This is a genomic window from Stenotrophomonas sp. BIO128-Bstrain, assembly GCF_030128875.1.
Classification (GTDB): Bacteria; Pseudomonadota; Gammaproteobacteria; order Xanthomonadales; family Xanthomonadaceae; genus Stenotrophomonas; species Stenotrophomonas bentonitica_A.
Genome location: NZ_CP124620.1, coordinates 2,392,204 through 2,415,115 on the forward strand (window position 1 = coordinate 2,392,204; position 22,912 = coordinate 2,415,115).

Annotated in this window: 21 protein-coding genes; 15 read left to right on the top strand and 6 right to left on the bottom strand. The window is 67.6% G+C overall.

What is annotated here, in order from left to right; all coding sequences use genetic code 11:
- Nucleotides 1-10: 10 nt before the first annotated feature.
- Complete coding sequence (gene asnB, locus POS15_RS10755) at nucleotides 11-1,702, bottom strand: asparagine synthase B (RefSeq protein ID WP_019184380.1); 1,692 nt, start codon at nucleotides 1,700-1,702, stop codon at nucleotides 11-13.
- 368 nt (nucleotides 1,703-2,070) lie between these two features.
- On the opposite strand from asnB, the gene POS15_RS10760 reads away from it, so the two are divergent.
- A complete protein-coding gene (locus tag POS15_RS10760) occupies nucleotides 2,071-2,949 on the top strand; it encodes a tetratricopeptide repeat protein (protein ID WP_284128144.1) in 879 nt (292 codons plus the stop codon).
- Nucleotides 2,950-3,169: 220 nt separating this feature from the next.
- A complete protein-coding gene (locus POS15_RS10765; protein WP_284128145.1) occupies nucleotides 3,170-3,853 on the top strand; it encodes a pentapeptide repeat-containing protein in 684 nt (227 codons plus the stop codon).
- A gap of 172 nt (nucleotides 3,854-4,025) precedes the next feature.
- Here POS15_RS10765 and dapE read toward each other — a convergent pair whose 3' ends face one another.
- The 5 genes from dapE to map are packed head-to-tail and all read right to left on the bottom strand — an operon-like array spanning nucleotide 4,026 to nucleotide 10,019.
- On the bottom strand, nucleotides 4,026-5,153 hold the full coding sequence (gene dapE / locus POS15_RS10770) for a succinyl-diaminopimelate desuccinylase (protein ID WP_046272040.1): 1,128 nt from the start codon (nucleotides 5,151-5,153) through the stop codon (nucleotides 4,026-4,028).
- Nucleotides 5,150-5,512 (bottom strand): arsenate reductase, encoded by a 363-nt coding sequence (locus POS15_RS10775; RefSeq protein WP_046272041.1) that lies wholly within the window; start codon nucleotides 5,510-5,512, stop codon nucleotides 5,150-5,152. Before POS15_RS10775 ends, dapE begins: the two co-directional genes overlap by 4 nt.
- 12 nt (nucleotides 5,513-5,524) lie before the next feature.
- Nucleotides 5,525-6,604 carry a 2,3,4,5-tetrahydropyridine-2,6-dicarboxylate N-succinyltransferase gene (gene dapD, locus POS15_RS10780; RefSeq protein ID WP_019184386.1) on the bottom strand — a complete coding sequence of 360 codons (1,080 nt, stop codon included), beginning with the start codon at nucleotides 6,602-6,604 and terminating at the stop codon, nucleotides 5,525-5,527.
- Complete coding sequence (locus POS15_RS10785) at nucleotides 6,604-9,243, bottom strand: [protein-PII] uridylyltransferase (protein ID WP_284128146.1); 2,640 nt, start codon at nucleotides 9,241-9,243, stop codon at nucleotides 6,604-6,606. The genes dapD and POS15_RS10785 overlap by 1 nt, the downstream gene beginning before the upstream one ends.
- A 2-nt stretch (nucleotides 9,244-9,245) precedes the next feature.
- Entirely contained in the window at nucleotides 9,246-10,019 is a 774-nt protein-coding gene (gene map / locus POS15_RS10790; RefSeq protein ID WP_026069972.1) for a type I methionyl aminopeptidase, read from the bottom strand.
- A gap of 273 nt (nucleotides 10,020-10,292) precedes the next feature.
- On the opposite strand from map, the gene POS15_RS10795 reads away from it, so the two are divergent.
- The 13 genes from POS15_RS10795 (at nucleotide 10,293) to POS15_RS10855 (ending at nucleotide 22,910) form a co-directional block, all read left to right on the top strand.
- Nucleotides 10,293-10,817, top strand: a complete 525-nt coding sequence (locus POS15_RS10795; protein ID WP_026069973.1) for a spore coat U domain-containing protein — start codon at nucleotides 10,293-10,295, stop codon at nucleotides 10,815-10,817.
- 8 nt (nucleotides 10,818-10,825) lie between these two features.
- Nucleotides 10,826-11,572, top strand: a complete 747-nt coding sequence (locus POS15_RS10800; protein WP_284128147.1) for a molecular chaperone — start codon at nucleotides 10,826-10,828, stop codon at nucleotides 11,570-11,572.
- A gap of 7 nt (nucleotides 11,573-11,579) precedes the next feature.
- On the top strand, nucleotides 11,580-13,934 hold the full coding sequence (locus tag POS15_RS10805) for a fimbria/pilus outer membrane usher protein (protein WP_284128148.1): 2,355 nt from the start codon (nucleotides 11,580-11,582) through the stop codon (nucleotides 13,932-13,934).
- Nucleotides 13,931-14,980, top strand: coding sequence for a spore coat U domain-containing protein (locus POS15_RS10810; RefSeq protein WP_284128149.1), 1,050 nt, complete (start codon nucleotides 13,931-13,933; stop codon nucleotides 14,978-14,980). Before POS15_RS10805 ends, POS15_RS10810 begins: the two co-directional genes overlap by 4 nt.
- 75 nt (nucleotides 14,981-15,055) lie before the next feature.
- Nucleotides 15,056-15,346, top strand: a complete 291-nt coding sequence (locus POS15_RS10815; RefSeq protein WP_019184393.1) for a hypothetical protein — start codon at nucleotides 15,056-15,058, stop codon at nucleotides 15,344-15,346.
- Nucleotides 15,346-16,056: a fimbria/pilus periplasmic chaperone gene (locus POS15_RS10820; RefSeq protein WP_284128150.1), complete on the top strand. Its 711-nt coding sequence runs from the start codon at nucleotides 15,346-15,348 to the stop codon at nucleotides 16,054-16,056. Before POS15_RS10815 ends, POS15_RS10820 begins: the two co-directional genes overlap by 1 nt.
- A gap of 213 nt (nucleotides 16,057-16,269) precedes the next feature.
- Nucleotides 16,270-17,097 (top strand): 30S ribosomal protein S2, encoded by an 828-nt coding sequence (gene rpsB, locus POS15_RS10825; protein WP_102789182.1) that lies wholly within the window; start codon nucleotides 16,270-16,272, stop codon nucleotides 17,095-17,097.
- A 126-nt stretch (nucleotides 17,098-17,223) separates the two neighbouring features.
- A complete protein-coding gene (tsf, locus tag POS15_RS10830) occupies nucleotides 17,224-18,102 on the top strand; it encodes a translation elongation factor Ts (RefSeq protein WP_019184396.1) in 879 nt (292 codons plus the stop codon).
- A 192-nt stretch (nucleotides 18,103-18,294) separates the two neighbouring features.
- Entirely contained in the window at nucleotides 18,295-19,794 is a 1,500-nt protein-coding gene (locus POS15_RS10835) for a GGDEF domain-containing protein (protein WP_046272043.1), read from the top strand.
- A 133-nt stretch (nucleotides 19,795-19,927) separates the two neighbouring features.
- Entirely contained in the window at nucleotides 19,928-20,656 is a 729-nt protein-coding gene (gene pyrH / locus POS15_RS10840) for a UMP kinase (protein ID WP_019184398.1), read from the top strand.
- A gap of 99 nt (nucleotides 20,657-20,755) precedes the next feature.
- Nucleotides 20,756-21,313: a ribosome recycling factor gene (frr, locus tag POS15_RS10845; protein ID WP_019184399.1), complete on the top strand. Its 558-nt coding sequence runs from the start codon at nucleotides 20,756-20,758 to the stop codon at nucleotides 21,311-21,313.
- A 41-nt stretch (nucleotides 21,314-21,354) separates the two neighbouring features.
- Nucleotides 21,355-22,089 (top strand): polyprenyl diphosphate synthase, encoded by a 735-nt coding sequence (gene uppS, locus POS15_RS10850; protein WP_087947514.1) that lies wholly within the window; start codon nucleotides 21,355-21,357, stop codon nucleotides 22,087-22,089.
- Complete coding sequence (locus POS15_RS10855) at nucleotides 22,086-22,910, top strand: phosphatidate cytidylyltransferase (RefSeq protein ID WP_046272045.1); 825 nt, start codon at nucleotides 22,086-22,088, stop codon at nucleotides 22,908-22,910. Before uppS ends, POS15_RS10855 begins: the two co-directional genes overlap by 4 nt.
- Nucleotides 22,911-22,912: the final 2 nt, after the last annotated feature.

Genomic DNA, 22,912 nt, shown 5'->3' on the forward strand with positions numbered 1-22,912 from the left:
GGCACCTCGATCAGGCCAGCGCCTGCTCGTGCACGCCGGCGATGGCGCGTCCGGAGGGATCGGCCATCGCCGCGAAGCTGGCATCCCAGGCAATGGCCGCCGGCGAGGAGCATGCGATCGACTTGCCACCCGGCACCGTTTCCGCCGCCGCCTGGGTCGGGAAGTACTGCTCGAACACGTGGCGGTAGAAGTAGGCTTCCTTGGTCTGCGGCGGGTTGTGCACGAAGCGCTTGTCCGCCGCGGCCATCACCCGGTCACTGACCTGGGCTTCGGCGTGCGCCTTGAGTCCGTCGATCCAGCCGTAGCCGACACCATCGCTGAACTGTTCCTTCTGGCGCCACAGGATCGAGTCCGGCAGGTAACCTTCGAAGGCCTCGCGCAGCACCGCCTTCTCGATCCGGCGTGCACCGGCGGGGCCCTGCCCGACCATCTTGTGCCTGGCATCGATGCGCATCGCCACATCGAGGAACTCGCGGTCCAGGAACGGCACGCGCGGCTCCACGCCCCAGGCCATCATCGACTTGTTGGCGCGCAGGCAGTCGTAGTTGTTGAGCGCGTCCAGCTTGCGCACCAGTTCTTCATGGAACTCACGCGCGTTGGGGGCTTTGTGGAAGTAGAGGTAGCCACCGAAGATTTCGTCGCTGCCCTCGCCGGACAGCACCATCTTCACTCCCATCGCCTTGATCCGGCGGGCCAGCAGGAACATCGGGGTGGAGGCGCGGATCGTGGTGACGTCATAGGTTTCCACGTGGCGGATCACTTCCGGCAGTGCGTCCAGGCCTTCTTCGAAGGTGTACTCGAAGCCGTGATGCACGGTGCCCAGTGCTTCGGCCGCGATCGCCGCGGCGGCCAGGTCGGGCGAGCCCTTCAGGCCGATCGCGAAAGAATGCAGGCGCGGCCACCACGCTTCGCTCTGGTCGCCATCCTCAACGCGGTGGCGGGCATAGCGTGCGGCCACCGCTGCCACCAGCGACGAATCCAGGCCGCCGGAGAGCAGCACGCCATAGGGCACATCGGTCATCAGCTGGCGGTGTACCGCGCGCTCGAAGGCCTCACGCAGTTCGACCCGGTCGGCCTCGACGCCTTCGACCGCGTCGTAGTCGCGCCACGGGCGCTCGTAGTAGCGGGTCAGGGTGTCGGTGGCGCTGTCGTACCAGTGGCCCGGCGGGAACTGCGCCGCATCGGCGCAGATGTCCACCAGCGACTTCAGTTCGGAGGCCACCACCAGCCGGCCATCCTTGTCGTGGCCCCAGTACAGCGGCACCACGCCGATCGGATCACGGGCAATCAGCACGCGCTGCGCGGCACGGTCCCACAAGGCGAAGGCGAAGATGCCGTTGAGGCGGTTCAGGAACGAGGCCGGGCTGTCTTCGCGGTACAGGGCGTTGATCACCTCGCAGTCCGAGCCGGTCTGGAAGGCGTAGGGCTGGGCCAGCTCGGCCTTCAGTTCGCGGTGGTTGTAGATCTCGCCGTTGACCGCCAGCGCCAGGCCGCCGTCTTCGGAGAGCAGCGGCTGCGAACCGCCGGCCGGGTCCACGATGGCCAGGCGCTCGTGGACCAGGATGGCGCCGTCATCGACGTACACCCCGCTCCAGTCCGGGCCGCGATGGCGCTGGCGCTGCGAGAGGTCCAGCGCATGGCGGCGCAATGCGGTGAGGTCGTCGCCGGCCTGCAGGCCGAAAATACCGAAGATCGAACACATGGGAACAGCTCCTGATGATGGGGGAATACACGTATTGCAGGCATTCGACCGGCCACCCAGGCCCGGAAGGGGTAAACCCGGGCCACAAAAAAACCCGCATCGGTCGATGCGGGTTTTCTGGGGTCCGGGCGTATTGCTTGTACTAGCCCTGGTCGCAGTCCCGCATCGGCCGCGCACGATTATTCGCGCGCAGATTATTGCGGTTGGTATTGCTGACAGCGGTGGCCGGGAACGAGGACATGGACCGACCGTAACCGGGTTTTGACGGCGGCGCAACTGTTGCGATGGCAACCAAACAGGCCGCCGCGGACAACCCGGCGCTTCGGGGCCGCGCGATAATCACGGTCCTTCTGCACCATCCGGCTGGCATGATCCCTCGCATTGGACGCATCGCTACACGCCTGGGCGGCATCGCCCTGGCCCTTTCCCTGATTGCCTGCAGCAGCAGCCCTGCACGGACGCCTGCGAGCATCGTGCAGTCGGTCGAGGCCAAGGCGGCCGATGGCAGCTTCGACAGTGCCTGGGAGGCAGCCAGGACCTTTGAAACCTTCAACGACCCGCGCGCCGTGGGCTGGTACGAGCGTGCGGCAGCCGTTACCCCGTGGACCTTCCACAACCCGCAGGCCGAAGAGGCCCTGGGCAGGATCTGGACCCACGGTGAGCTGCTGCATGGCACCGGCCCGAACATCCGCCAGGGCACTGCCCTGCGCGCCTCACCGCGCAAGGCAGAGCGCTGGTATCGCGCCGCTGCCGAGCACGGCAACCCGATGGCGATGCTGATGCTGGCCAGGTTCCATCGCGACCACGGTGACGCGGCCAGCGCGCTGCGCTGGGACCTGCGCGCGACGATCTACCATCACATGCCGTCCGAATCCTCGCGACTGCCACAGGCGATCGCAGCGCGGCCGGATGGCACCGTGCATTCGCTGGTCGCCGAGATCCAGCGACGTGCGCAGCGTGGCGATGCCGACGCCCAGGTGGATCTGGGCGCCATGTACGAACTCGGCATGGGCCTGCCGCGCGATGGCGTGGAAGCGCTGCGCTGGTACCGGCTGGCGGCCGACCAGGGCAATGTGTACGGGCAGTATTTCAGCGGCCTGCTGCTGGGCCGTGGCCGCGCCGGCGTAACGCGCGATCTGGACGCAGCCGCCGGCTGGTTCGCGAAGGCGTCTGCGCAGAAGTTCTACCTGGCCGGGGAGACGTATTGGCGCGACCGGATCAAAGCCCCGTTCTGGACCTTCGACTGACAGGATAACCACGCGGTAGAGCCGACCGTTGGTCGGCTGCACGTGTCGCCCCACGCGGTAGAGCCGACCGTTGGTCGGCTGCACGTGTCGCCCCACGTGTCTGCACCAACGGTCGGCTCTACGTCGGAGGGGACCACGTATGCGCGCCGGTGACGCTGTACACACTCCGCCGCTGCCTTCAAGACTGCCGCCTGCGCCGCCCATCACCGAGAATGGCCGCATGACCACCGCCATTTTCCGCGACGACACGCTCACCCGCGAGCGCATGCAGGCCATCATTGCCGCGCATCCGCGCGCGGCCGCCTTCGAGAACTGCACGTTCGATCACGGCGACTTCTCGCGGCTGGACATGGATGGGTTCCAGTTCAACCAGTGCTCGGTCACGGGTGCGAACTGGCTGGCCGCCTCGCTGGAAGAAACCCAGTGGACGAAGTGCCGGGGCAGCCAGTGCGATTTCAGCTCGGCGCTGCTCAGCGACGCACGCTTCTCGCACTGCGATCTCAACAACAGTCATTGGCGCCGCGCGACGCTGTCCTCGGTGCGGTTTCAGGACTGCAAGCTGACCGGCGCGCATCTGCAGGAAGTGACCGGCTGGGCGCTGGAGTTCCGCGAGTGCCTGCTGGTCAGCGCCGACCTGCGCGGGATGTCATTCCGCAAAGCGCAGCTGGACGGCATGGACTTTTCCGAAGCGGAGTTGTCCGGCTGCGATTTCCGCGATGCGGTGTTCAACGGCGGCAGCCTGCGCAATGCACAGACGCGGCTGACGCGCTTCGAAGGTGCCGACCTGCGTGGCACCGACATCAGCGGGCTCAACGTGATGGACGCCAAGCTGTTCAAGAAGGCGGTGATTTCGCAGCGCCAGGCGGCGGCCGCGTTGGCGTCGTTCGGGTTGATCGTGGCGTAAGAGCAAACCGACCCTCGGCCGATTGCTGCCGCACGGTAGCCGCCGACCGCGGCTCGGCGCAGCACATGCACCCGGTCGTGCCGGCCGCTGGCCGGCTCTCATGACTGCCAGACCGAAGAAGCAGCCGGCCAGCGGCCGGCACTACCGCGACCGTCGGTTCCATCCGCTGGATTCAGGCCAGCAGGCGTTCGATCAAGCGCTGGTACAGCGCCGGCAGCGCTTCCAGATCGGCCACGCGGATGTTCTCGTCGACCTGATGGATGCTCGCGTTTACCGGGCCTACTTCGATGCACTGCGCGCCCAGCGGTGCGATGAAGCGCGCATCGGAGGTGCCACCGCCCGTGCTCTCTTCCGGCGGCGCACCGGCGAACTCGCCGAGCACCTCGCGGGCGACACGGCGAAGCGTGCCTTCCGGGGTGTAGAACGGCTCGCCGCTGCGATGCCACTTCAGCGTGTACTCCAGCGCATGGCGGTCCAGCAGCGCGGCGATCTCCTGCTCCAGCGCCGGCGCGTTCCAGTGCGGGTTGTAGCGCAGGTTGAACAGCACCTGCAGCTCGCCGGGGATCACATTGTTGGCGCCGGTCCCGGCATGGATGTTGGAGACCTGCAGGCTGGTCGGCGGGAAGCTTTCGAAACCGTCATCCCAGTGCCGGGCGGTGAGTTCGGCCAGGGCGGCAGCGGCCAGATGGATTGGATTGCGTGCCTTGTCCGGGTAGGCGACATGGCCCTGCACGCCCTTCACCGTCAGCGTGGCCGAGAGGCTGCCGCGCCGGCCGACGCGCAGCAGATCGCCAAGCACCGCGGTGGAAGACGGCTCACCGGTGATGCACCAGTCGATGGCCTGGCCGCGCTCGCGGAAGAGGTCGGCCACCCGGCGCACACCGTCGATGGCATCGCCCTCCTCATCGCTGGTCAGCAGCACCGCCAGCGTGCCGGGGTGATCCGGATGGGCAGCCACGAACTGCTCGGCGGCCACCACGAAGGCGGCCACGCTGCCTTTCATGTCCGCCGCACCGCGCCCGTACAGCACGCCATCACGGATCTGCGGATCGAACGGATCGCTGGCCCAGGCCGAGACCGGGCCGGTCGGCACCACATCGGTATGCCCGAGCAGCACCAGTACCGGCGCGCCCTGGCCGTGCGTGGCCCACAGGTTGTCGACCTCGCCCAGGCGCAGGTGTTCGCAGTGGAACCCTGCGCGCTCAAGACGGCCCGCCAGCAACGGCTGGCAGCCGGCATCCTCCGGCGTGACCGAAGCGCGCGCGATCAGGTCACAGGTCAGCGCGACGACGTCATTCACGCGCCCACTCCGAACCGCTGCTTGAAACCGTTGTCCGAAAAGCCCTGGGTCATTGCCCCGTCCGCGCTCACCACCACCGGACGCTTGATCAGCTGCGGGTACTCGCGCAGCAGCAGCTTCCATTCGGCCTCGGAGTCCGCCGCTTTGCGGTTCTCCGGCAGCTGCCGCCACGTGGTGGAGGACCGGTTGATCAACGCGGGGAATCCACCCGCCTGGGCGGCCCAGTCGATCAGGGTTTCCGGCGTCGGCTTGTGCTCGCGGTAGTCGACGAAGGTGTACGGCACCTGGAAACGGTCCAGCCACTTGGTGGCCTTCTTGCAGGTGTCGCAGTTCTTCAATCCATACACGGTGGTGGTCATGGCGTGCCCGGCTCAGTCGGCCAGGCCGCGCAGCAGGTCGTTCACGCTGGTCTTGCTGCGGGTCTTGGCATCGACCTGCTTGACGATCACAGCGCAGTACAGCGAGTGCGAGCCGTCCTTGGAGGGCAGCTGGCCGGACACCACCACGCTGTACGGCGGCACCGAGCCGTAGCTGATTTCGCCGGTGGCACGGTTGTAGACGCGGGTGCTCTGGCCGAGGAACACGCCCATGCCGATCACGCTGTGGTGGCCGACCACGAAGCCTTCCACCACTTCCGAACGCGCACCGATGAAGCAATGGTCTTCGATGATGGTCGGGCTGGCCTGCAGCGGCTCGAGCACGCCGCCGATGCCGGCGCCGCCGGACAGATGGCAGTGCTTGCCGATCTGCGCGCACGAACCCACCGTGGCCCAGGTGTCGACCATGGTGCCCTCGCCCACGTAGGCGCCGATGTTGGTGAAGCTCGGCATCAGCACCACGTCCTTGCCGAAGTAGCTGCCGCGGCGCGCGATCGCGCCGGGCACCACGCGCACGCCGGCGCGGCGGAATTTGGCTTCATCGAAGCCGGCGAAGCGCGATTCGACCTTGTCCCAGAACGGCGCCGGACGCGCGTCGACCACGGCCATGTCGTTGACGCGGAAGTACAGCAGCACCGCCTTCTTCAGCCATTCGTTGACCTTCCAGCCACCGTGGCCATCGGGCTCGGCGACGCGGAATTCGCCGGTTTCCAGGCCATCGATGACGCGGCCGACCAGCGGCTTGGTGGAGCCTTCGATCTCGTGCAGGGTCAGCGTCGCGCGGCGCTCGAAGGCGCTTTCGATGCCGAACTTGAGCTCTTCCACGCCCGGCGTGGCCGGCTTGCGCAGCGACTTGCGCGCAATGGTGGCATCACGGCTGGCGCTGCGCTTGGCCGCGCTCTCGGCCGGAGTGGCGGCGACCTTGCGTGCCGGCGCCTTTTTCGCGGCGGCCTTCTTGACTGCCGGCACCGCCTTCTTTGCCGCGGCGGTGGTCTTCTTCACCGCGGGTGCGGCAGCAGTGGTCTTGGCCGCCGGGGTCTTCGCGGCGGTCTTCTTGGCAGGCTTGGTGGCCATCAGTGGGGGTCTCCGGCTTTTCGATCAGGGTCCAGGCAGGCGAGCATGGCGTCTTGCAGCTGCTGTCTGGCGGATTCGGTGAGGGCGTGATCATGCTCATCGCTGATCACGAACATGTCTTCGGCGCGTTCGCCGAAGGTGGCGATGCGCGCATCATGCACGCGCAGCCGCTGGTTGCGCAGCACGAACGCCACGTCGGCCAGCAGGCCGGGGCGGTCGGGCGCGACCAGGCTGAAACGGGTGCTGGTGGTCTCGCCATCGGTGACATCGCGGAACTCGATGCGCGGGGCGAAACGGAAGTGCCGCAGCTGGCGCGGAATGACCCGCCGCGACGGGCGCAGCCGGGTCAGGTCGCCGGACAGCGCTTCACGCAGGCCGGCCTCCAGGCGCAGCGCATCGCCATCGGCGAAGCTGTCGGCCGGGGTCACTTCGAACGTATCGAAGATGGTATCGACCGGGCCATCCAGCACACGCGCGCGGTGGATGCCGTAGCCCTTGCGGTCCAGCGTCATCACGATCGCGGCGAACAGGCCATCGCGGTCCGGCGAGTGCACGAACACCTCCAGCGCGTGGTCGTCCGGGGTGATCCGGCGCACCTTGACCAGGGTCTGGCCCTGCTTGACCGGTACCAGCGCGGCGGCCTGCCAGGCAAGCTGCTCGGGCCGCAGCCGGATGAAGCTCTCATCGGGCATCACGGTGAACTGACGCTCGATCGTCGCGTCGTCGTAGCCGCGCTCGCGCACCAGCTGGCGCACCGATTCGCGCGCTTCGGCAACACGCTCGGCGGCCGGCATCTGGTTCTCCAGCCCGTCGCGCAGCGCGCGCCGCGCCGCGAAATACAGGTCGGCCAGCAAGCGGTCCTTCCATGCATTCCACAGTTTGGGGCTGGTCCCGGCAATGTCGGCGCAGGTCAGCAGATACAGGTAATCGAGCCGGTCGCGGCTGGCCACCAGGGTGGCGAAGCGATGGATCACGTCCGGATCGGAGATGTCCTGCTTCTGTGCGGTGATGGACATGCGCAGGTGCTGTTCGACCAGCCACGCCACCAGTTCGGTGTCCGAACTGCTCAGCGCCAGCGCCTCGCAGAATTCACGCGCGTCCACCGCACCGAGTTCGGAGTGATCGCCGCCGCGGCCCTTGGCGATGTCATGGAACAGGCCGGCCAGCAGCAGCAGTTCCGGTTTGCGCAGGCGCGGCCAGACCTCATGCGCGATCGAGAAACGCTCGTCGGCGCGGCTGCTGGCGAACAGGCCGATGTTCCGCAGCACCATCAGGGTGTGCTGGTCCACGGTGTAGACGTGGAACAGATCGAACTGCATGCGCCCGGAGACCTGCGCGAATGCGGGGATCCACTGACCGAGCACGCCCAGGCGCGCCATCCGCGCCAGCGTGTCGACCGCGCGCGGGCTGCGCAGCAGGGCCAGGAACTGCTCGCGTGCGGCGGGACTGGCGTCGGTATACGCGGCCAGGTCCGGCAGCGCTTCGGCCAGCGCGCGGGCGGTCAGCGAGTGCAGGCCGCGCACATCCGGGTTGTAGGCCCAGCTGGAGAACAGCGCGAACACCTGTTCGATGTCGCCTTCGGGCCAGGCCGGATCGTTGGCCGCCAGGTAACCACGGCGCAGCGAGAACCCCACGCTGACCGGCTCGGGCACCGCCTCGCCATCGAACTGTTCCTCGAAGCGCTGCAGCAGGCGGTCGCTGATCCGCCGCACCACGGTGGCACTGCGGTAGAAGCCCTGCATCATTTTTTCCACGGCCAGGCTTTCGATGTCGTCTTCGAAACCCAGGCGGGCGGCAAGTGTCTTCTGGTAATCGAAACGCAGGCGCTCTTCGGGCCGGTTGGCGACCAGATGCAGGCCGAAGCGCAGCCGGGCCAGGGCGCAGCGTTCGCGCTTGAGCGCGGCCGCTTCATCCGGGCCGAGGTGGCCCAGGCCGACCAGTGCTTCCAGGTCGCGCACGCCGAAGGCACGCAACGCCATCCAGCCCAGGGTGTTGAGATCGCGCAGACCGCCGGGACCGTCCTTGATGTCCGGTTCCAGGTTGTCGGCGGTATCACCGAAGCGCTGATGGCGGGCCAGCAGCTCTTCACGCTTGGCGAGGAAAAACTCGCGCGGCGGCCACAGGCCGTCCACGTTCACCGCGGCCTTCAAGGCCGCGCGCGCGGTGTCGTCGGCAACCACCGGGCGCGATTCGATCAGTGCGGTCAGCACGGTCTGGTCGGCGCTGGCCTGGGTGCACTCGGCTGGCGAACGCACCGCGTGACTCACGGGCAGGCCGCAATCCCACAGCAGCGCGAAAAAGCGCGCAAGCCCGGATTCGTGCCGCCGCTGCTGTTCCGGCGTACCCAGCACCAGCACGTCGATATCCGAGCGCGGGAACAACTCACCGCGCCCATACCCACCGACGGCAAACAAGGCCAGTCCAGACCCGGCCGGCAGGCAGCGGTGCCACGCCAACCGGATCAGGTGGTCGGCCGCGCGGGCGCGCAACGCGAGCAGGCGCTCGATGTTGTCGCCCTGGTCGAAACGGCGGTACAGCCGTGCGTCGGTCTGTTGCAGCGACTGGCGCGCCAGCGCCGCCCAGTCCGGGTCGGCGACGGATTCGGCCGGCGCGTCCAGCATCGGGCTCGCCGGCAGCATGCTCAGACCTGCGATTCGCCGGGCGAGAGGGTCAGCACGTCGACGCCGGTCTCGGTGACCGCGACCATGTGCTCCCACTGCGCCGACAACTTGCGGTCCTTGGTGACCACGGTCCAGCCATCGGGCAGCACCTTGTTGTAGCGGGTGCCCTCGTTGATCATCGGCTCGATGGTGAAGGTCATGCCCGGCTGCAGCACCAGGCCCTGGCCCGGACGACCGTAATGCACCACCTGCGGCTCGTCGTGGTAGACCTTGCCGATGCCATGGCCGCAGTACTCGCGCACCACGCTGAAACGCTCGGATTCGGCATAGCTCTGGATCGCGTGGCCGATGTCGCCCAGCGTCGCGCCCGGCTTGACCGCGCGGATGCCGCGCCACATGGCTTCGTAGGTCGCATCGACCAGGCGCTTGGCCATGACCGACGGCGTGCCCACGTAGTACATGCGGCTGGTATCGCCGTGCCAGCCATCCTTGATCACGGTGACATCGATGTTGACGATGTCGCCGTCCTTGAGGACCTTGGCTTCACTGGGAATACCGTGGCAGATCACGTTGTTGACCGACGTGCAGACCGTCTTGGGAAAGCCGCGGTAGCCGACATTGGCCGGTGTGGCCTTCTGCACGTTGATGATGTGGTCGTGGCAGATGCGGTCCAGCTCTTCGGTCGTCACGCCCGGCTTGACGTGGGGGGTGACGATGTCGAGCACTTCGCTGGCCAGACGGCCGGCGATGCGCATCAGTTCGATTTCCTCGGGGGTTTTCAGATTCACGCTCATGGCGCCCATTATCGCCGATCCGGGGCCAATCTGAACGGGATCGGATAGAACGCTGACAGCCGCGGTTTGGGCGGCCGGGCCGGTCAGGTCCATGAATGACTGCGATGCACGTCCCAGAACGCAGGATTGTGCCGAAAACGGCCATTGAATCTGTCAAATCTCACGGCCTCCCAACAAGGCGAAACCTATAACCGGGTCAACACCGTTCCATCGCCCCACCCGTTCGGCAGCATCGTGTTGTTCAGCAAGGACCCGCGTCCAAGGAGCATGCCCATGCGATTTCTCCGTCCTGCCCTGTTGAGCCTGGCCATTGCCAGCCTCGCTGCGCCCGCCCTGGCGGCCGATACCACGACCTTCAACGTCAAGATCATCATCACCAAGGCCTGCACGATCACCGCAGCGGCCGCCACCGATGTGGATTTCGGCTCGGCCCTCTCCACGGCCACCACCCCGTCCAACGCCCAGGGCACGATCACCGCCCAGTGCTCGGCATTGACCCCGTACACCGTCGCCCTCAATGCCGGTGCGAACGCGGGAACCGCCAATGACGTGACCACCCGCCGGATGAAGAACACCGATGCGAGCGTGACGGCGAACAATTTCGTCGGCTACCAGCTCTATCGCGATGCCGCCCATACCAATGTGTGGGGCGCGACCACCGGCACCAATACGACGGCGGGCATCGGCACTGGCCTGGCGCAGACATTGAATGTCTACGGCCAGATCGCCAACCCCAGCGTCAACAACGCCGCTGCGGGTAACTATCAGGACACGATCACCGCCACCATCACCTATTGAGGTCCGCCATGCCGATTTCCGCAGGGCGTCGCCCTGGGCGGTTCGGGTGCGCGGTGCTGGGCTGGCTGTGGCTGCTGATGGGGAGCGCCACCGCCGCAAGCCTGCAGGTCGCCCCCACCTCATTGCAGCTGACGCCACGGCAGAACGCCGATGCGCTCTGGCTGACCAACAGCGGTACGACGCCGGTGCAGGTGCAGGTGCGGGTCTTCGAGTGGCGCCAGGACACCGGCCAGGACCAGCTCCTGCCCACCACCGACCTGCTGGTGAGTCCGCCGATGCAGTCGTTGGCGGCCGGCCAGCAGCAGCTGATCCGCGTGGTGCGCAGCGACGCTGAGGCACCCTCATCGCAGCGCGCTTACCGGGTGATCGTCGATGAACTGCCCACGGTGGATCCGCGTCGCAGCGGGATGCAGTTCGTGCTGCGCTATTCGATGCCGGTGTTTGTCCAGCCCGGTGCGGAGGGCCCGCTCGAACACGCGCTGCAGGTACGCCTGATACGCCTGGATGACGGGCGCCCGGCCCTGGAGGTGCACAACAGCGGCAACAGTTACGCGCAGCTGGCCGACATCGGCCTGGGGCCCGTCGACCGACCGCAGATCGTCCATCCTGGCCTGCTCGGTTACGTACTCGGTGGACAGACCATGCGCTGGCCGCTGGATGTCCCGGCCGCCCGCCTGGCGGGCGCCACAGTCTCGGCAAAGATCAATGGCGAGTCGGCCCAGACGCCACTGCCCGCCGCGCCGCCGGCTCGCTGAGGCCTGCATGCGGATGCTGCTTACCGCGACGCTGGCCCCGTGCGCCGCGATGGCAGCGGACGCCGACGCGGGCATCGACGCATCGGCCGACACCCTGTTGCCGCCGCCGACGCCGTTGACGGCCGCACAGACGCTGTACCTGGATGTGACCCTCAACCAGGCACCGCGTGGCCTGCTGCCATTCACCGAGCTGCAGGGCAGGCTGATGGCCTCGGGCGCGACGCTGCGCCAGCTCGGGTTTTCCGCACGGGGCGAAGAGCAGGTCGCGCTGGACCAGCTCAGCGGGGTTGTCGTGCGCTACGACGCAGCGCTGCAGACGCTGGCCCTGGACGTCCCGCTGGAACAGCTGTCGTTGCCTACCACGCGGCTGGAGCGTGCAGCCGATACTGCGCCGCCTGCGGCGTCCTCGCTTGGCATGCTGATCAACTACGACCTTTACGGCAGCCACAACGAGGGCGGCGGCAACCTGGCCCTGACCACCGAACTGCGCCTGTTCGGGGTGGGCCACGGCGTACTGGAAACGAGTGCATTGCAGCGCACCTGGCAGGATCCGGCCGATCGTCGGTGGCGGGGCGAAAGCGTGCGGCTGGATACGGCGTGGCGCCTGGACTTCCCGGACGCGGCCGTGTCGCTGACGGTGGGCGATTTCTACAGCGGCTTCGTCGACTGGAGCCGGCCGGTGCGCATGGGCGGTGTGCAGATCGGCCGCAACTATGGCCTCCAGCCCTATCGCGTGCTGAGCCCCACCCCCACGTTCCTGGGGGAAGCCGTGGTTCCGTCCAACGTGGAGCTGTATGTGGATGGCCTGCGCCAGTACAACGGCGAGGTCCCGGTCGGGCCCTTCCAGCTGGCGGCCCAGCCGGGCATCAACGGGACCGGCAATGCCCAGGTCGTGATCACCGATGCGTTCGGCCGGATGCAGACCCTGGACTTCGCCTTCTATGGCACGCAGCAACTGCTCGCCAAGGGCCTGTCCGACTGGTCGGCCGGCGTGGGCAGGATGCGGAAGGACTACGGCATCCGTTCGTTCGCCTATGAAACGCCCGTGATCGGCAGCGCCACCTGGCGCTACGGCGCCAGCGATCGCTTCACGGCCGAAGCGCACGTGGAAGGGGGCGGCGGCGTGGTCAATGGCGGCGCTGGCGGCTGGTGGCTGCTGGGCGGTGCCGGCGTGGTCAACGCCGCCTACGCACACAGCCGCCACGACGCTCTCCAGGGAGGGCAATACGCGCTGGGCTACAGCTGGAACAACCGCCGGTTCAACGTCAACCTGCTGACCCGGCGAACCCACGGCCACTACCGCGACCTGGGCGCGCTGCAGGACACCCTGCCCCCGGATATCAGCGAACAGGCTACCCTGGGCATCAACCTGCAGCGCGCCGGCTCGCTCAGCGCCAGCTACCTCCGGCTGCGTTACCCCGACGGCGACGACAACCGCTACGCCAGCGTGTTCTGGTCGCGCAGCTTCGGCGATCGCTGGTCGGCCTATCTCTCGTTCAACCAGAACCTGGCCGACAGCGATGACCGCAGTGCCTATCTGTCGGTCTCCGCTGCGCTGGGACGCAACCGCCAGAGCAGCCTGTCGGCACAACGCAACGGCGAACGGATGACCTATGTCGCCGATCTGTCCCAGCCCGTGCCCGGCGATGGCAGCCAGGGCGGCTACGGGTGGCGGGTGCAGGCGCGCGGCGGCGACGATGGCGGCGGCGGCCTGGCCGAACTCGGCTGGCTCAACCGGGTCGGGCGCTACTCGATGGGCTACGCGCGCCAGGGCGATCTTGACTACGGCTACGCCAGCGCCAGTGGCAGCGTGGTGTGGATGGGCGGACATGTATTCGCCGCGCGCGAGGTGCCCGACGCCTTCGCCGTGGTCGCCACCGACGGCTACCCGGGCATCCCGGTGCGGCTGGAAAACCGGCTGATCGGCAGTACCGACAGGAACGGCCTGCTGCTGGTGACCCCGCTGCTGTCGTGGCAGCGCAACCGGCTCTCCATCGATACGCTGGACCTGCCGGCGGACATGCGCGCCGACCGGGTGGACACCTGGGTGACGCCGCGACAGAGCGCCGGGCTGGGCGTCGACTTCGGCCTGCGCCGCACCCGGGCCATTCGCGTGATCCTGCACGATGACGCCGGGGCCCCGCTGCCGGTCGGCAGCAGCGTGCGCCTGCCCGCTGGCGGCACTGCCACGGTGGGCTACGACGGGGAGACCTATCTGGAAGATGTCGTGCTGCCGGCCCAGTTGCAGGTCGAGTTGCCCGAAGGGCACTGCAGCGTACGCCTGGACCCGCCCGTCACCGCCACCTCCCCCGGCGTACCCCGAGTCGGGCCGCTGCGCTGCGTGCCGACCTCCCGACCATGACCGGCGCGCGTACGCTCATGGTCGTGCTGATGCTGATGGCCCTGTGCTGGGCACCCGGGGCACGTGCGGATACGACCTGCACGGCCACGGCGCCAGGCGCGTTGGCGTTCGGCACCATCACCAATGGCGCGGCCAGCGCGACCGATGCCATGACCAGCTTCACCATCACCTGCAACACCACCGCGCTGAGCGTGCTGGGCAGCGCCAGCGTGCGCGCCTGCCTGAAGATCGGCACCGGCAGCACCGGCAGCACGCTGCTGCCGAGCCGAAGCATGAGCAACACCACCGCCGATCCGATGGCATTCCAGCTCTATACCAACGGTGGCCGCACCACGGTGTGGGGCGCGGTGCCGGGGGGTTCGCCGCCGGCAGCCATCGTGACCCTCGGCTACAGCGTGCCATTGATCACCGGCGGCAGCGGCGCCCAATCGGTCACGCTCTACGGGCAGGTGCCCGCCGCGCAGGTGCTGTCGGCCGGCGCCTTTGCCAGCAGCTTCACCGCCGCCAACGTCAGCCTGGAGTATGCCTACAACGAGAGCATCATCGGCACCGCCCAGCCGCCGGCGCTGTGCACCAGCACCAGCGGGGTCAGCGGCCACAAAACAGCCGATGGCGCCTTCCCGTTCACGGTCAGCGCCAACGTCCTGCCGCAGTGCAGTACCTACGTCACCACCGACATGGATTTCGGCAGCAACGCGGGGGCGATCACCGCCAACCTGGACCGCACCTCGACGATCGGCCTGACCTGCATCAACCGCACCGCCTACAGCATCGGCCTGAACAACGGGCAGAACGCATCGGGCAACGTGCGCCGCATGCGCTTCACTGCACTGGACGGCAGCGTCTACTACATCCCCTACGAGCTGTACCGGAACGCTGCGCGCTCCCAGCGCTGGGGCAACACGCTCAACACCGACACCCTGGCCGGCACCGGCACTGGCGCCGCGCAGACCCTCACCGTGTATGGGCGTGCCCCGCCGAGCGTCGGCGCGGTGCCCGCCCAGGGCAGCTACAGCGACGTCATCACGGTCACGATCACCTACTGAGCAGCGCCGGCCAGGCCCTCAAGCCGTGGCCGTCGCGGCCGCTAACGCTCGCATCCCTCCGCAGTGCGATGCACGATGCCCGCGCGACCACCCTCCTTCGTCCTCGCCTGGCTGCTGGCCGTATACGCCGCTGTGTACGCCGCCGTACCGGCCGCCGCGCGGCCCGGCGCAGGCAGCGCGGCCACGTTGCAGGTGGCGGTAAGGATCGTTGCCGATTGCGGCAGCCCCGGGGCGGAGGCGCTGCCCACCTGCCGGCCCGCGCGCCAGCGAGGCGACGCGCTGCATCCGGTGCCCGCGCAGGTGGCCGCATTGAGTCCGGCCATCGCGGATACCGGGCGCACCGCGCCGGTCACCGTGACCTACTGATGCAGTGGCTGCCGGCTGCCCTGCTGATCGCCGTGACCGCCCTGCCCGCGCAGGCACTGGAAATCCGTCCGGTCCGTGTCTCGGTGCCGGCCGATGCGGCACAGGCCGACCTGTGGCTGGACAACCCCGGAAGCACCGCCTGGCGCGGCCAGGCCCGGCTGTACCGATGGGAGCAGGCGGGCGACCAGGAACGCCTGCTCCCCGCCGACGACGTGGCCGTGAGCCCGACCCATCTGGCCATCGCCCCGGGCGGCGGCCAGCGCGTGCGCGTGGTCCGGCTGGGGACGGCGCCGGCGGCCGTTGAACAGGCATACCGGCTGGTGCTCAGCCCCGGGCCGGAGGCCGCCGCCGGCGCCGCGCGCTATTCCCTGCCGGTCTTCTTCGAACCCAGCATCCCTGCCACCGGCTCGCGCCTGCGCGTGGCGGCGGCCGGCAGCCCCGCCGCACCGGTGTTGCGCCTCTATAATGAAGGCGCGGCCCATGCCCACCTTGCCGATCTGGTGTACGTGGATGCGCGCGGCCGACGCCAGCCCCTGATCGATGGACTGGCCGGGTACGTCCTGCCGCACAGTACCCGCAGCTGGGCCCTGCCGCCCCGCCCTGACGGCTATGCCGACGGCCGTTTCCTTGCCCGCCTGGACCATGCCGCCGAAGCGATCCTGGCCGCCCCGCCCGCCGAGATTGCGGCGCGGGCCGGGGCCGGGCTATAATCGACCGGATCTCCTGCCTCATCGAAGCAGGAACACGTCAACACCGGACGTCACCGGTGAATCCACACCTGCCGCCCATATCCGTGCCGGGGTGCTCCGCAAGGAGTTCGGTCACGGAAGCGACAGGGAAGCCAAACCCCGGAACCACCCGCCTTGCGGCGGACCGCCCAACTATTACCCGTGGCGGCCGGTTCCCTATCAGGAGTTACTGCAATGCCCCAGGTCACCATGCGTCAGATGCTGGAAGCCGGCGTCCATTTCGGCCACCAGACCCGTTACTGGAACCCCAAGATGGGCCAGTACATCTTCGGCGCCCGCGGCAAGATCCACATCATCAACCTGGAAAAGACCGTTCCGCTCTTCAATGACGCGATGAACTTCATTTCCAGCGTTGCGCAGAAGCGCGGCACCATCCTGTTCCTGGGCACCAAGCGCAGCGCCCGCGAGTCGATCCGTGAAGAAGCCGAGCGTTGCGGCATGCCGTTCATGAACCAGCGTTGGCTGGGCGGCACCCTGACCAACTTCCGTACCGTGAAGCAGTCGGTTGCCCGCCTGAAGGAACTGGAAGCCGGTGAGACCGACGGCAGCTTCGACAAGCTGGTCAAGCACGAAGTGCTGGGCCTGCGTCGCGAGCGCGACAAGCTGGAAGCTTCGCTGGGCGGCATCAAGGACATGAACCGTCTGCCGGACGCGATCTTCGTCATCGATATCGGCCATGAAGACATCGCCATCAAGGAAGCCAAGAAGCTCGGCATCCCGGTGATCGCTGTGGTCGATACCAACTACAACCCGGAACTGGTCGACTACGCGATCCCGGGCAACGACGACGCCATCCGTGCCGTGCAGCTGTACGCCCGCGCCGCTGCCGACGCCGTGCTGGAAGGCAAGGCTGCTGCGCCGCACGCCGCCACCGTCCGTGAAGAAGAGTTCAGCGAAGCCGCTGCTGGCGAAGAAGCCAAGCCGGCCCGCCGCGCTCCGGCCAAGAAGGCTGCTGCTGCTCCGGCCGCCGACGCGCCGGCTGCTGGCGAAGCCCAGGCCTGATCCAGGCCCGCGGTGGGCGCAGCGCGCCCACCGCTCCTGTCCGCTGCCGATGGCGCGACGACAGGACACTGTCATACGGGCCGGCCACCATGCCGGCCCAACCCCTTTCTTTCGTGAGGAAATCCCGTGGAAATCACTGCTTCCCTGGTCAAGGAACTGCGCGAGCGCACTGGCGCCGGCATGATGGAGTGCAAGAAGGCACTCGTCGAAAACGGCGGCGACATCGACGCCTCGGCCGAATGGCTGCGCAAGTCCGGCCTGGCCAAGGCCGACAAGAAGGCTGACCGCGTGGCTGCCGAAGGCATCATCGTGGCGGCCCAGGACGGCGGCAAGGCCGTGCTGGTCGAAGTCAACTCGGAAACCGACTTCGTCGCCAAGGACAGCAACTTCCTGGACTTCACCAAGGCTGTTGCTGCCACCGCGCTGAGCTCGGGCGCTGCCGACATCGACACCCTGAAGGCCGCCAAGCTGCCGTCCGGCGAGACGATCGAAGAAGCCCGCGCCGCCGTCATCGCCAAGGTTGGCGAGAAGGTCGACGTGCGTCGCATCGTGCGCCTGGAATCCACCAACAACGTCGCTGCCTACGTGCACGGCGGCCGCATCGGCGTGCTGGTCGAGCTGGCCGGTGGCAACGAAGAGCTGGCCCGTGGCCTGGCCATGCACGTGGCTGCCATGAACCCGCCGCACAACAAGGCCGCCGATGTGCCGGCCGAGTTCGTTGCCAAGGAAAAGGAAATCGAACTGGCCAAGATGTCCGACAAGGACAAGTCCAAGCCGGCCGATATCCTGGAAAAGATCATCAGCGGCAAGATCGCCAAGATCGTCAACGAAGTGACCCTGTACGGCCAGCCGTACGTGCTGGACACCAACCAGTCGGTCGAGCAGGTCCTCAAGGCCGCCGGTGCCGACGTGGTCGGCTTCCAGCGTCTGGCGGTCGGCGAAGGCATCGAGAAGGTGGTGGAAGACTACGCCGCCGAAGTGATGAAGCAGGCCGGCCTGGCCTGATCTTCACCGCTCGAATGTGTTACGAAAGAAGCCGCGGACTCCGCGGCTTCTTTTTTTTGTCCACTGGCTTTGCTTTGTGTGCCGGATCAGGGCAATACTCCCAAACCGATCTGCCGCGTCAACGCAAGAAATCAAGGACGAAACTGTGATGCACCTCAGGTATTCTTGCCCCAACATACTGACAACCCCGCCATGCCTCCCGAGCTGACAGCCGCCCTGGCGCTCTGCCGCAACCTGCCCTCCCCGCCCGGTATTGCCCTGCGCATCATCGAACTGGCGCAGGATCCGGAAGCGGACATCACCACCGCCGCCGACATCATCGCCATCGACATGGCGCTGAGTGCCCGCATGCTGCGCATCGCCAATTCGCCGCTGTATGCCAGCCGCCGCCGGATCGAGAATCTCGGTCAGGCGCTGACGATGCTCGGTCTGAATGCCACGGTCAGCCTGGCCCTCGGCTTCACCGTGACCCAGAACCTGACCGCCGCCGGCGACGGCCAGGACCTGCGCGAGCGCGCGTGGCGCCGCAGCATCCTCAGCGCCCTGGCCGCCAGCCTGCTGGGGCAGGCGCGCGGCCTGCGCAAAGCCGAAGAGCTGATGCTGGCCGGCCTGCTGCAGGATATCGGCGTGCTGGCCCTGGCCCAGGCGCAACCGGACACCTACCTGCCGCTGCTGCGCCAGGCCACCGACAACGACGCGCTGGTCGCCCTGGAGCGCGAACACCTGCAGTGCAGCCACGCCGACGTCGGCGCGTGGGTCGCCGAAGAATGGGGCCTGCCGCGCTACCTGGTGGACAGCATCGCGCACAGCGAATCGCCCGCCACCGGCGATGACAATTTCCAGAACTGCGTCGCCCTGTCCGGCGCGGTGGCCGATATCTGGCTCGGCACCGATGCCGATGCCGCGCGCGAGCACGCCCTGCAGCAGGTACATGACACGCTCGGCCTGGACAGCGCCCAGTTCGACCAGGTGCTGGCCCGCATCGGTGAATCGCTCCCGGACATCAGCACCCTGTTCGAGACCCCGCTGTTCTCGCCCTCGCGCGTGCAGCAGCTGATCGACCATGCCCAGGAGCTGGCCACCCTGCGCAACCTGCGCGAGATGCAGGACGCCGCCCTGGCCCGCAAGCGGGCGGATGAATTCGAAGCGCGCGCCAACCGGCTGGCCGAGCAGGCGCACCGTGACGCCCTCACCGGCGTGCTCAACCGCCGCCAGCTGGAAGCCGTGCTCGAGCAGGAATTCCTGCGCGCCACCCGGCATGGCTGGCCGCTTTCGGTCGCCTTCATCGACCTGGACGACTTCAAGAAGATCAACGACGCCCATGGCCACCTGATGGGTGACCAGGTGCTGCGCATGTTCGCCACCAAGCTGCAGGAGCAGCTGCGCAACAGCGACACGGTGGCCCGCTTCGGCGGCGAGGAATTCATCGCGCTGCTGCCCAACACCACCGAGCCGGTCGCGCTGGAAGTGGTGCGCCGGGTCCTGGCCAGCATCGTCAACACGCCGATGGCCGAAGTCGCCAGCGGCCCGCTGTTCGTGACCTTCTCGGCAGGCGTGGCGACCCAGGGGGGCTATGAGCGTTTCGCCGATGTCCAGGATCTGCTCAAGGCCGCCGACGACGTGCTGTACCGCTCCAAGAACCTAGGCCGCAACCGGGTCATCGCGCGCTCGCCCAGCACCGCACCGGCCTGAGCGTTAGCCCCGCGCGGGGCCGTCATCACGGCCCCCACAGCGCCCCCATGCGCCGCACCGCAGCAAATTTATGCTGCCCGATGGCCCGGCTTCCAGTAGAATCCGGGCGTTTTCCACGCACCCAGAGATCGCCATGTCAAAGCTCGCCTATCGCCGCATCCTGTTGAAAGTTTCCGGGGAGGCGCTGATGGGAGACGAGGACTACGGCATCGACCCCAAGGTGATCCACCGCCTCGCCCGTGAGGTGATGGAAGCCCAGGCGGCCGGCGCCGAAGTGGCCCTGGTGATCGGCGGCGGCAACATCTTCCGCGGCGCCGGCCTGGCCGCAGGCGGCATGGACCGGGTCACCGGCGACCAGATGGGCATGCTCGCCACCGTCATCAACGCGCTGGCCATGCAGGACGCCCTGGAAAAGCTGGGCGCCAAGGCCCGCGTGATGAGCGCGATCAAGATCAATGACGTCTGCGAGGATTACATCCGCCGCCGCGCCATCCGCCACCTGGAAAAGGGCCGCCTGGTGATCTTCGCCGCCGGCGTCGGCAGCCCGTTCTTCACCACCGATTCCGGCGCTGCCCTGCGCGCGATCGAGATCGGCGCGGACCTGCTGCTGAAGGCTACCAAGGTCGACGGCGTGTACGACAAGGACCCGAACAAGTACAGCGACGCGGTCCGTTTCGACAGCCTGACCTACGACGAAGTGATCCGCCGGGGCCTTGAAGTCATGGATACCGCCGCCTTCGCGCTGGCCCGCGACAGCGACCTGCCGCTGCGCGTGTTCGACATGGGCCAGCCGGGCGAGCTGCTCAAGATCCTGCACGGCGACAACATCGGCACCCTGGTCCAGGGCCGCGACAACGCCTGAGCCTGAGCGGCGCCCGACGCCGGGCGCCCTGAACGGCCCGGAAAGGGTCGGTATTCGCCTATAATCGCCCGATTCCCAGTTACATCCAGGATTCGGGCGATGCTCAACGAAATCAAGCAGGACGCGCAGACGCGCATGGCAAAGAGCATCGATGCTCTGAAGCACACCCTCACCTCCATCCGCACCGGCCGTGCTTCCCCGGCCCTGCTGGACCGCATCACCGTCAAGGCCTACGGCACCGACACCCCCCTTAACCAGGTCGCCTCGATCAGCGTTTCCGAGGGCCACTCGCTGGTCATCACGCTGTTCGACAAGGGCATGATCAAGGACGTCGAGAAGGCGATCTACGCCTCCGATCTGGGTCTGACCCCGAACGTGGCCGGCACCGTCATCCGCCTGAACCTGCCGCCGCCGACCGAAGAGCGCCGCAAGGAGCTGGGCAAGCAGGTGCAGAAGGAAGGCGAAGGCGCCAAGATCGCCATCCGCAACATCCGCCAGGACGCCAACAAGGCGATCGCCAACCTGCTCAAGGACAAGGCGATCAGCGAAGACGACAAGAAGCGCGGCGAAGATGACATCCAGAAGCTGACCGACAAGTCCATCAAGGACGTCGACAGTGTGGTCGCCGAGAAAGAAAAGGAACTGATGGCGGTCTGAGCCCCATGTCCCAGGCCCCGACCAGCGGCACTGCCGCGCCCATGCCGCGCCACGTCGCCATCATCATGGATGGCAACGGGCGTTGGGCACAGAAGCGTCGTCGCCCGCGCGTGATCGGCCATCGTGCCGGCGCGCGCGCGGTCAACCGCACCATCGATTTCTGCCTCGACAACGGCATCGCCGCATTGACCCTGTTCGCCTTCTCCAGTGAAAACTGGGGCCGGCCGACCGATGAGGTCGATGCGTTGATGAAGCTGTTCCTCAATGCGCTCGACCGCGAAGTGGACGAGCTGCATCGCCGTGGCGTGCGCGTGCGTTTCATCGGCGAGCGCGAGCGCTTCGGCGCCGGGCTGGTCAGCCGCATGCAGCTGGCCGAACAACGCACCGCCGACAACCGTGCGATGACCCTGAGCATCGCCGCCAGCTATGGTGGCCGCCAGGACATTGCCCGCGCCGCACGCGAACTGGCCGCCGAGGTCGCGGCCGGCCGCCTGCTGCCCGAGCAGATCGACGAAGCGATGCTGAGCAGCCGCGTGGCCCTGGCAGACCTGCCGCCGCCGGACCTGTTCATCCGCACCGGTGGCGACACCCGCATCAGCAATTTCCTGCTCTGGCAGCTGGCTTACACCGAACTGTGGTTCACCGACGTACTGTGGCCCGAGTTCGACGCCGCCGTCCTGCAGCAGGCGATCGACGCCTATGCTTCGCGTGAACGCCGTTTCGGCCTGACCAGCGCCCAGATCGCCGCCTTGGCCACCGAGACCTCTTCCCCATGACCAAGACCCGAGTCATCGCCGCGCTGATCATGGCGCCGGTCGCCATCCTCGCCATCCTGATGCTGCCGACCCAGTGGCTGGCCGCTGCCGCTGCCGCGGTGTTCCTGATCGGCCTGTGGGAATGGCTGAAGCTGGCCGACGTGGAAGACACCCTGGCCCGCACCATCCTGCTGGTGCTGAACCTGGTGCTGATGGTGCTGATCGTGTGGGCCGATGCCGGCTCGCTGGTGCTGTACCAGATCGCCGCGCTGGTCGGCATCGGGTGGTGGTTGCTGGCCCTGCTGTGGCTGCGCTTCTTCAACTTCGGCGCCAGCCCCAGCAGCCCGGCGCGTGCCCTCAAGCTGCTCGCCGGCACCCTGGCGATCGTGCCCGCCTGGGCATCGCTGGTGCTGATCCATGCCAGTGGCGAGAACGGCCACCTGTGGCTGCTGACCGCGCTGGCCGTGGTCTGGGCCGCCGATTCGGGCGCCTATTTCGCCGGCCGCACCTTCGGCCGCACCAAGCTCGCCCCGCGGATCAGCCCCAACAAGACCTGGGAAGGTCTCGGCGGCGGCATGGTCGCCGGCCTGATCGTGGCCCTGGGCTTCGGCTGGCTGGCCGGGATCGACAGCGGCCACCTGATCGGCCTGGTCATCACCGCCGTGGTGACCGTGTTCGCCTCGGTGCTGGGCGACCTGTACGAAAGCCTGATCAAGCGCCACGCCGGTGCCAAGGACTCGGGCCATATCATCCCGGGGCATGGCGGCGTGCTCGATCGTATCGACGGCGTCCTCGCCGCCCTGCCGGTGTTCGCACTCGGCAAGGAAATCTTCGGGTTCTAACC

Coding starts and splice junctions, on each gene's coding strand:
- asnB (WP_019184380.1), bottom strand. CDS start 1,702: ATGTGTTCGATCTTCGGTATTTTCGGCCTGCAGGCCGGCGACGACCTC.
- POS15_RS10760 (WP_284128144.1), top strand. CDS start 2,071: ATGATCCCTCGCATTGGACGCATCGCTACACGCCTGGGCGGCATCGCC.
- POS15_RS10765 (WP_284128145.1), top strand. CDS start 3,170: ATGACCACCGCCATTTTCCGCGACGACACGCTCACCCGCGAGCGCATG.
- POS15_RS10775 (WP_046272041.1), bottom strand. CDS start 5,512: ATGACCACCACCGTGTATGGATTGAAGAACTGCGACACCTGCAAGAAG.
- dapD (WP_019184386.1), bottom strand. CDS start 6,604: ATGGCCACCAAGCCTGCCAAGAAGACCGCCGCGAAGACCCCGGCGGCC.
- POS15_RS10785 (WP_284128146.1), bottom strand. CDS start 9,243: ATGCTGCCGGCGAGCCCGATGCTGGACGCGCCGGCCGAATCCGTCGCC.
- map (WP_026069972.1), bottom strand. CDS start 10,019: ATGAGCGTGAATCTGAAAACCCCCGAGGAAATCGAACTGATGCGCATC.
- POS15_RS10795 (WP_026069973.1), top strand. CDS start 10,293: ATGCGATTTCTCCGTCCTGCCCTGTTGAGCCTGGCCATTGCCAGCCTC.
- POS15_RS10800 (WP_284128147.1), top strand. CDS start 10,826: ATGCCGATTTCCGCAGGGCGTCGCCCTGGGCGGTTCGGGTGCGCGGTG.
- POS15_RS10805 (WP_284128148.1), top strand. CDS start 11,580: ATGCGGATGCTGCTTACCGCGACGCTGGCCCCGTGCGCCGCGATGGCA.
- POS15_RS10810 (WP_284128149.1), top strand. CDS start 13,931: ATGACCGGCGCGCGTACGCTCATGGTCGTGCTGATGCTGATGGCCCTG.
- POS15_RS10815 (WP_019184393.1), top strand. CDS start 15,056: ATGCCCGCGCGACCACCCTCCTTCGTCCTCGCCTGGCTGCTGGCCGTA.
- POS15_RS10820 (WP_284128150.1), top strand. CDS start 15,346: ATGCAGTGGCTGCCGGCTGCCCTGCTGATCGCCGTGACCGCCCTGCCC.
- rpsB (WP_102789182.1), top strand. CDS start 16,270: ATGCCCCAGGTCACCATGCGTCAGATGCTGGAAGCCGGCGTCCATTTC.
- POS15_RS10835 (WP_046272043.1), top strand. CDS start 18,295: ATGCCTCCCGAGCTGACAGCCGCCCTGGCGCTCTGCCGCAACCTGCCC.
- pyrH (WP_019184398.1), top strand. CDS start 19,928: ATGTCAAAGCTCGCCTATCGCCGCATCCTGTTGAAAGTTTCCGGGGAG.
- frr (WP_019184399.1), top strand. CDS start 20,756: ATGCTCAACGAAATCAAGCAGGACGCGCAGACGCGCATGGCAAAGAGC.
- uppS (WP_087947514.1), top strand. CDS start 21,355: ATGCCGCGCCACGTCGCCATCATCATGGATGGCAACGGGCGTTGGGCA.
- POS15_RS10855 (WP_046272045.1), top strand. CDS start 22,086: ATGACCAAGACCCGAGTCATCGCCGCGCTGATCATGGCGCCGGTCGCC.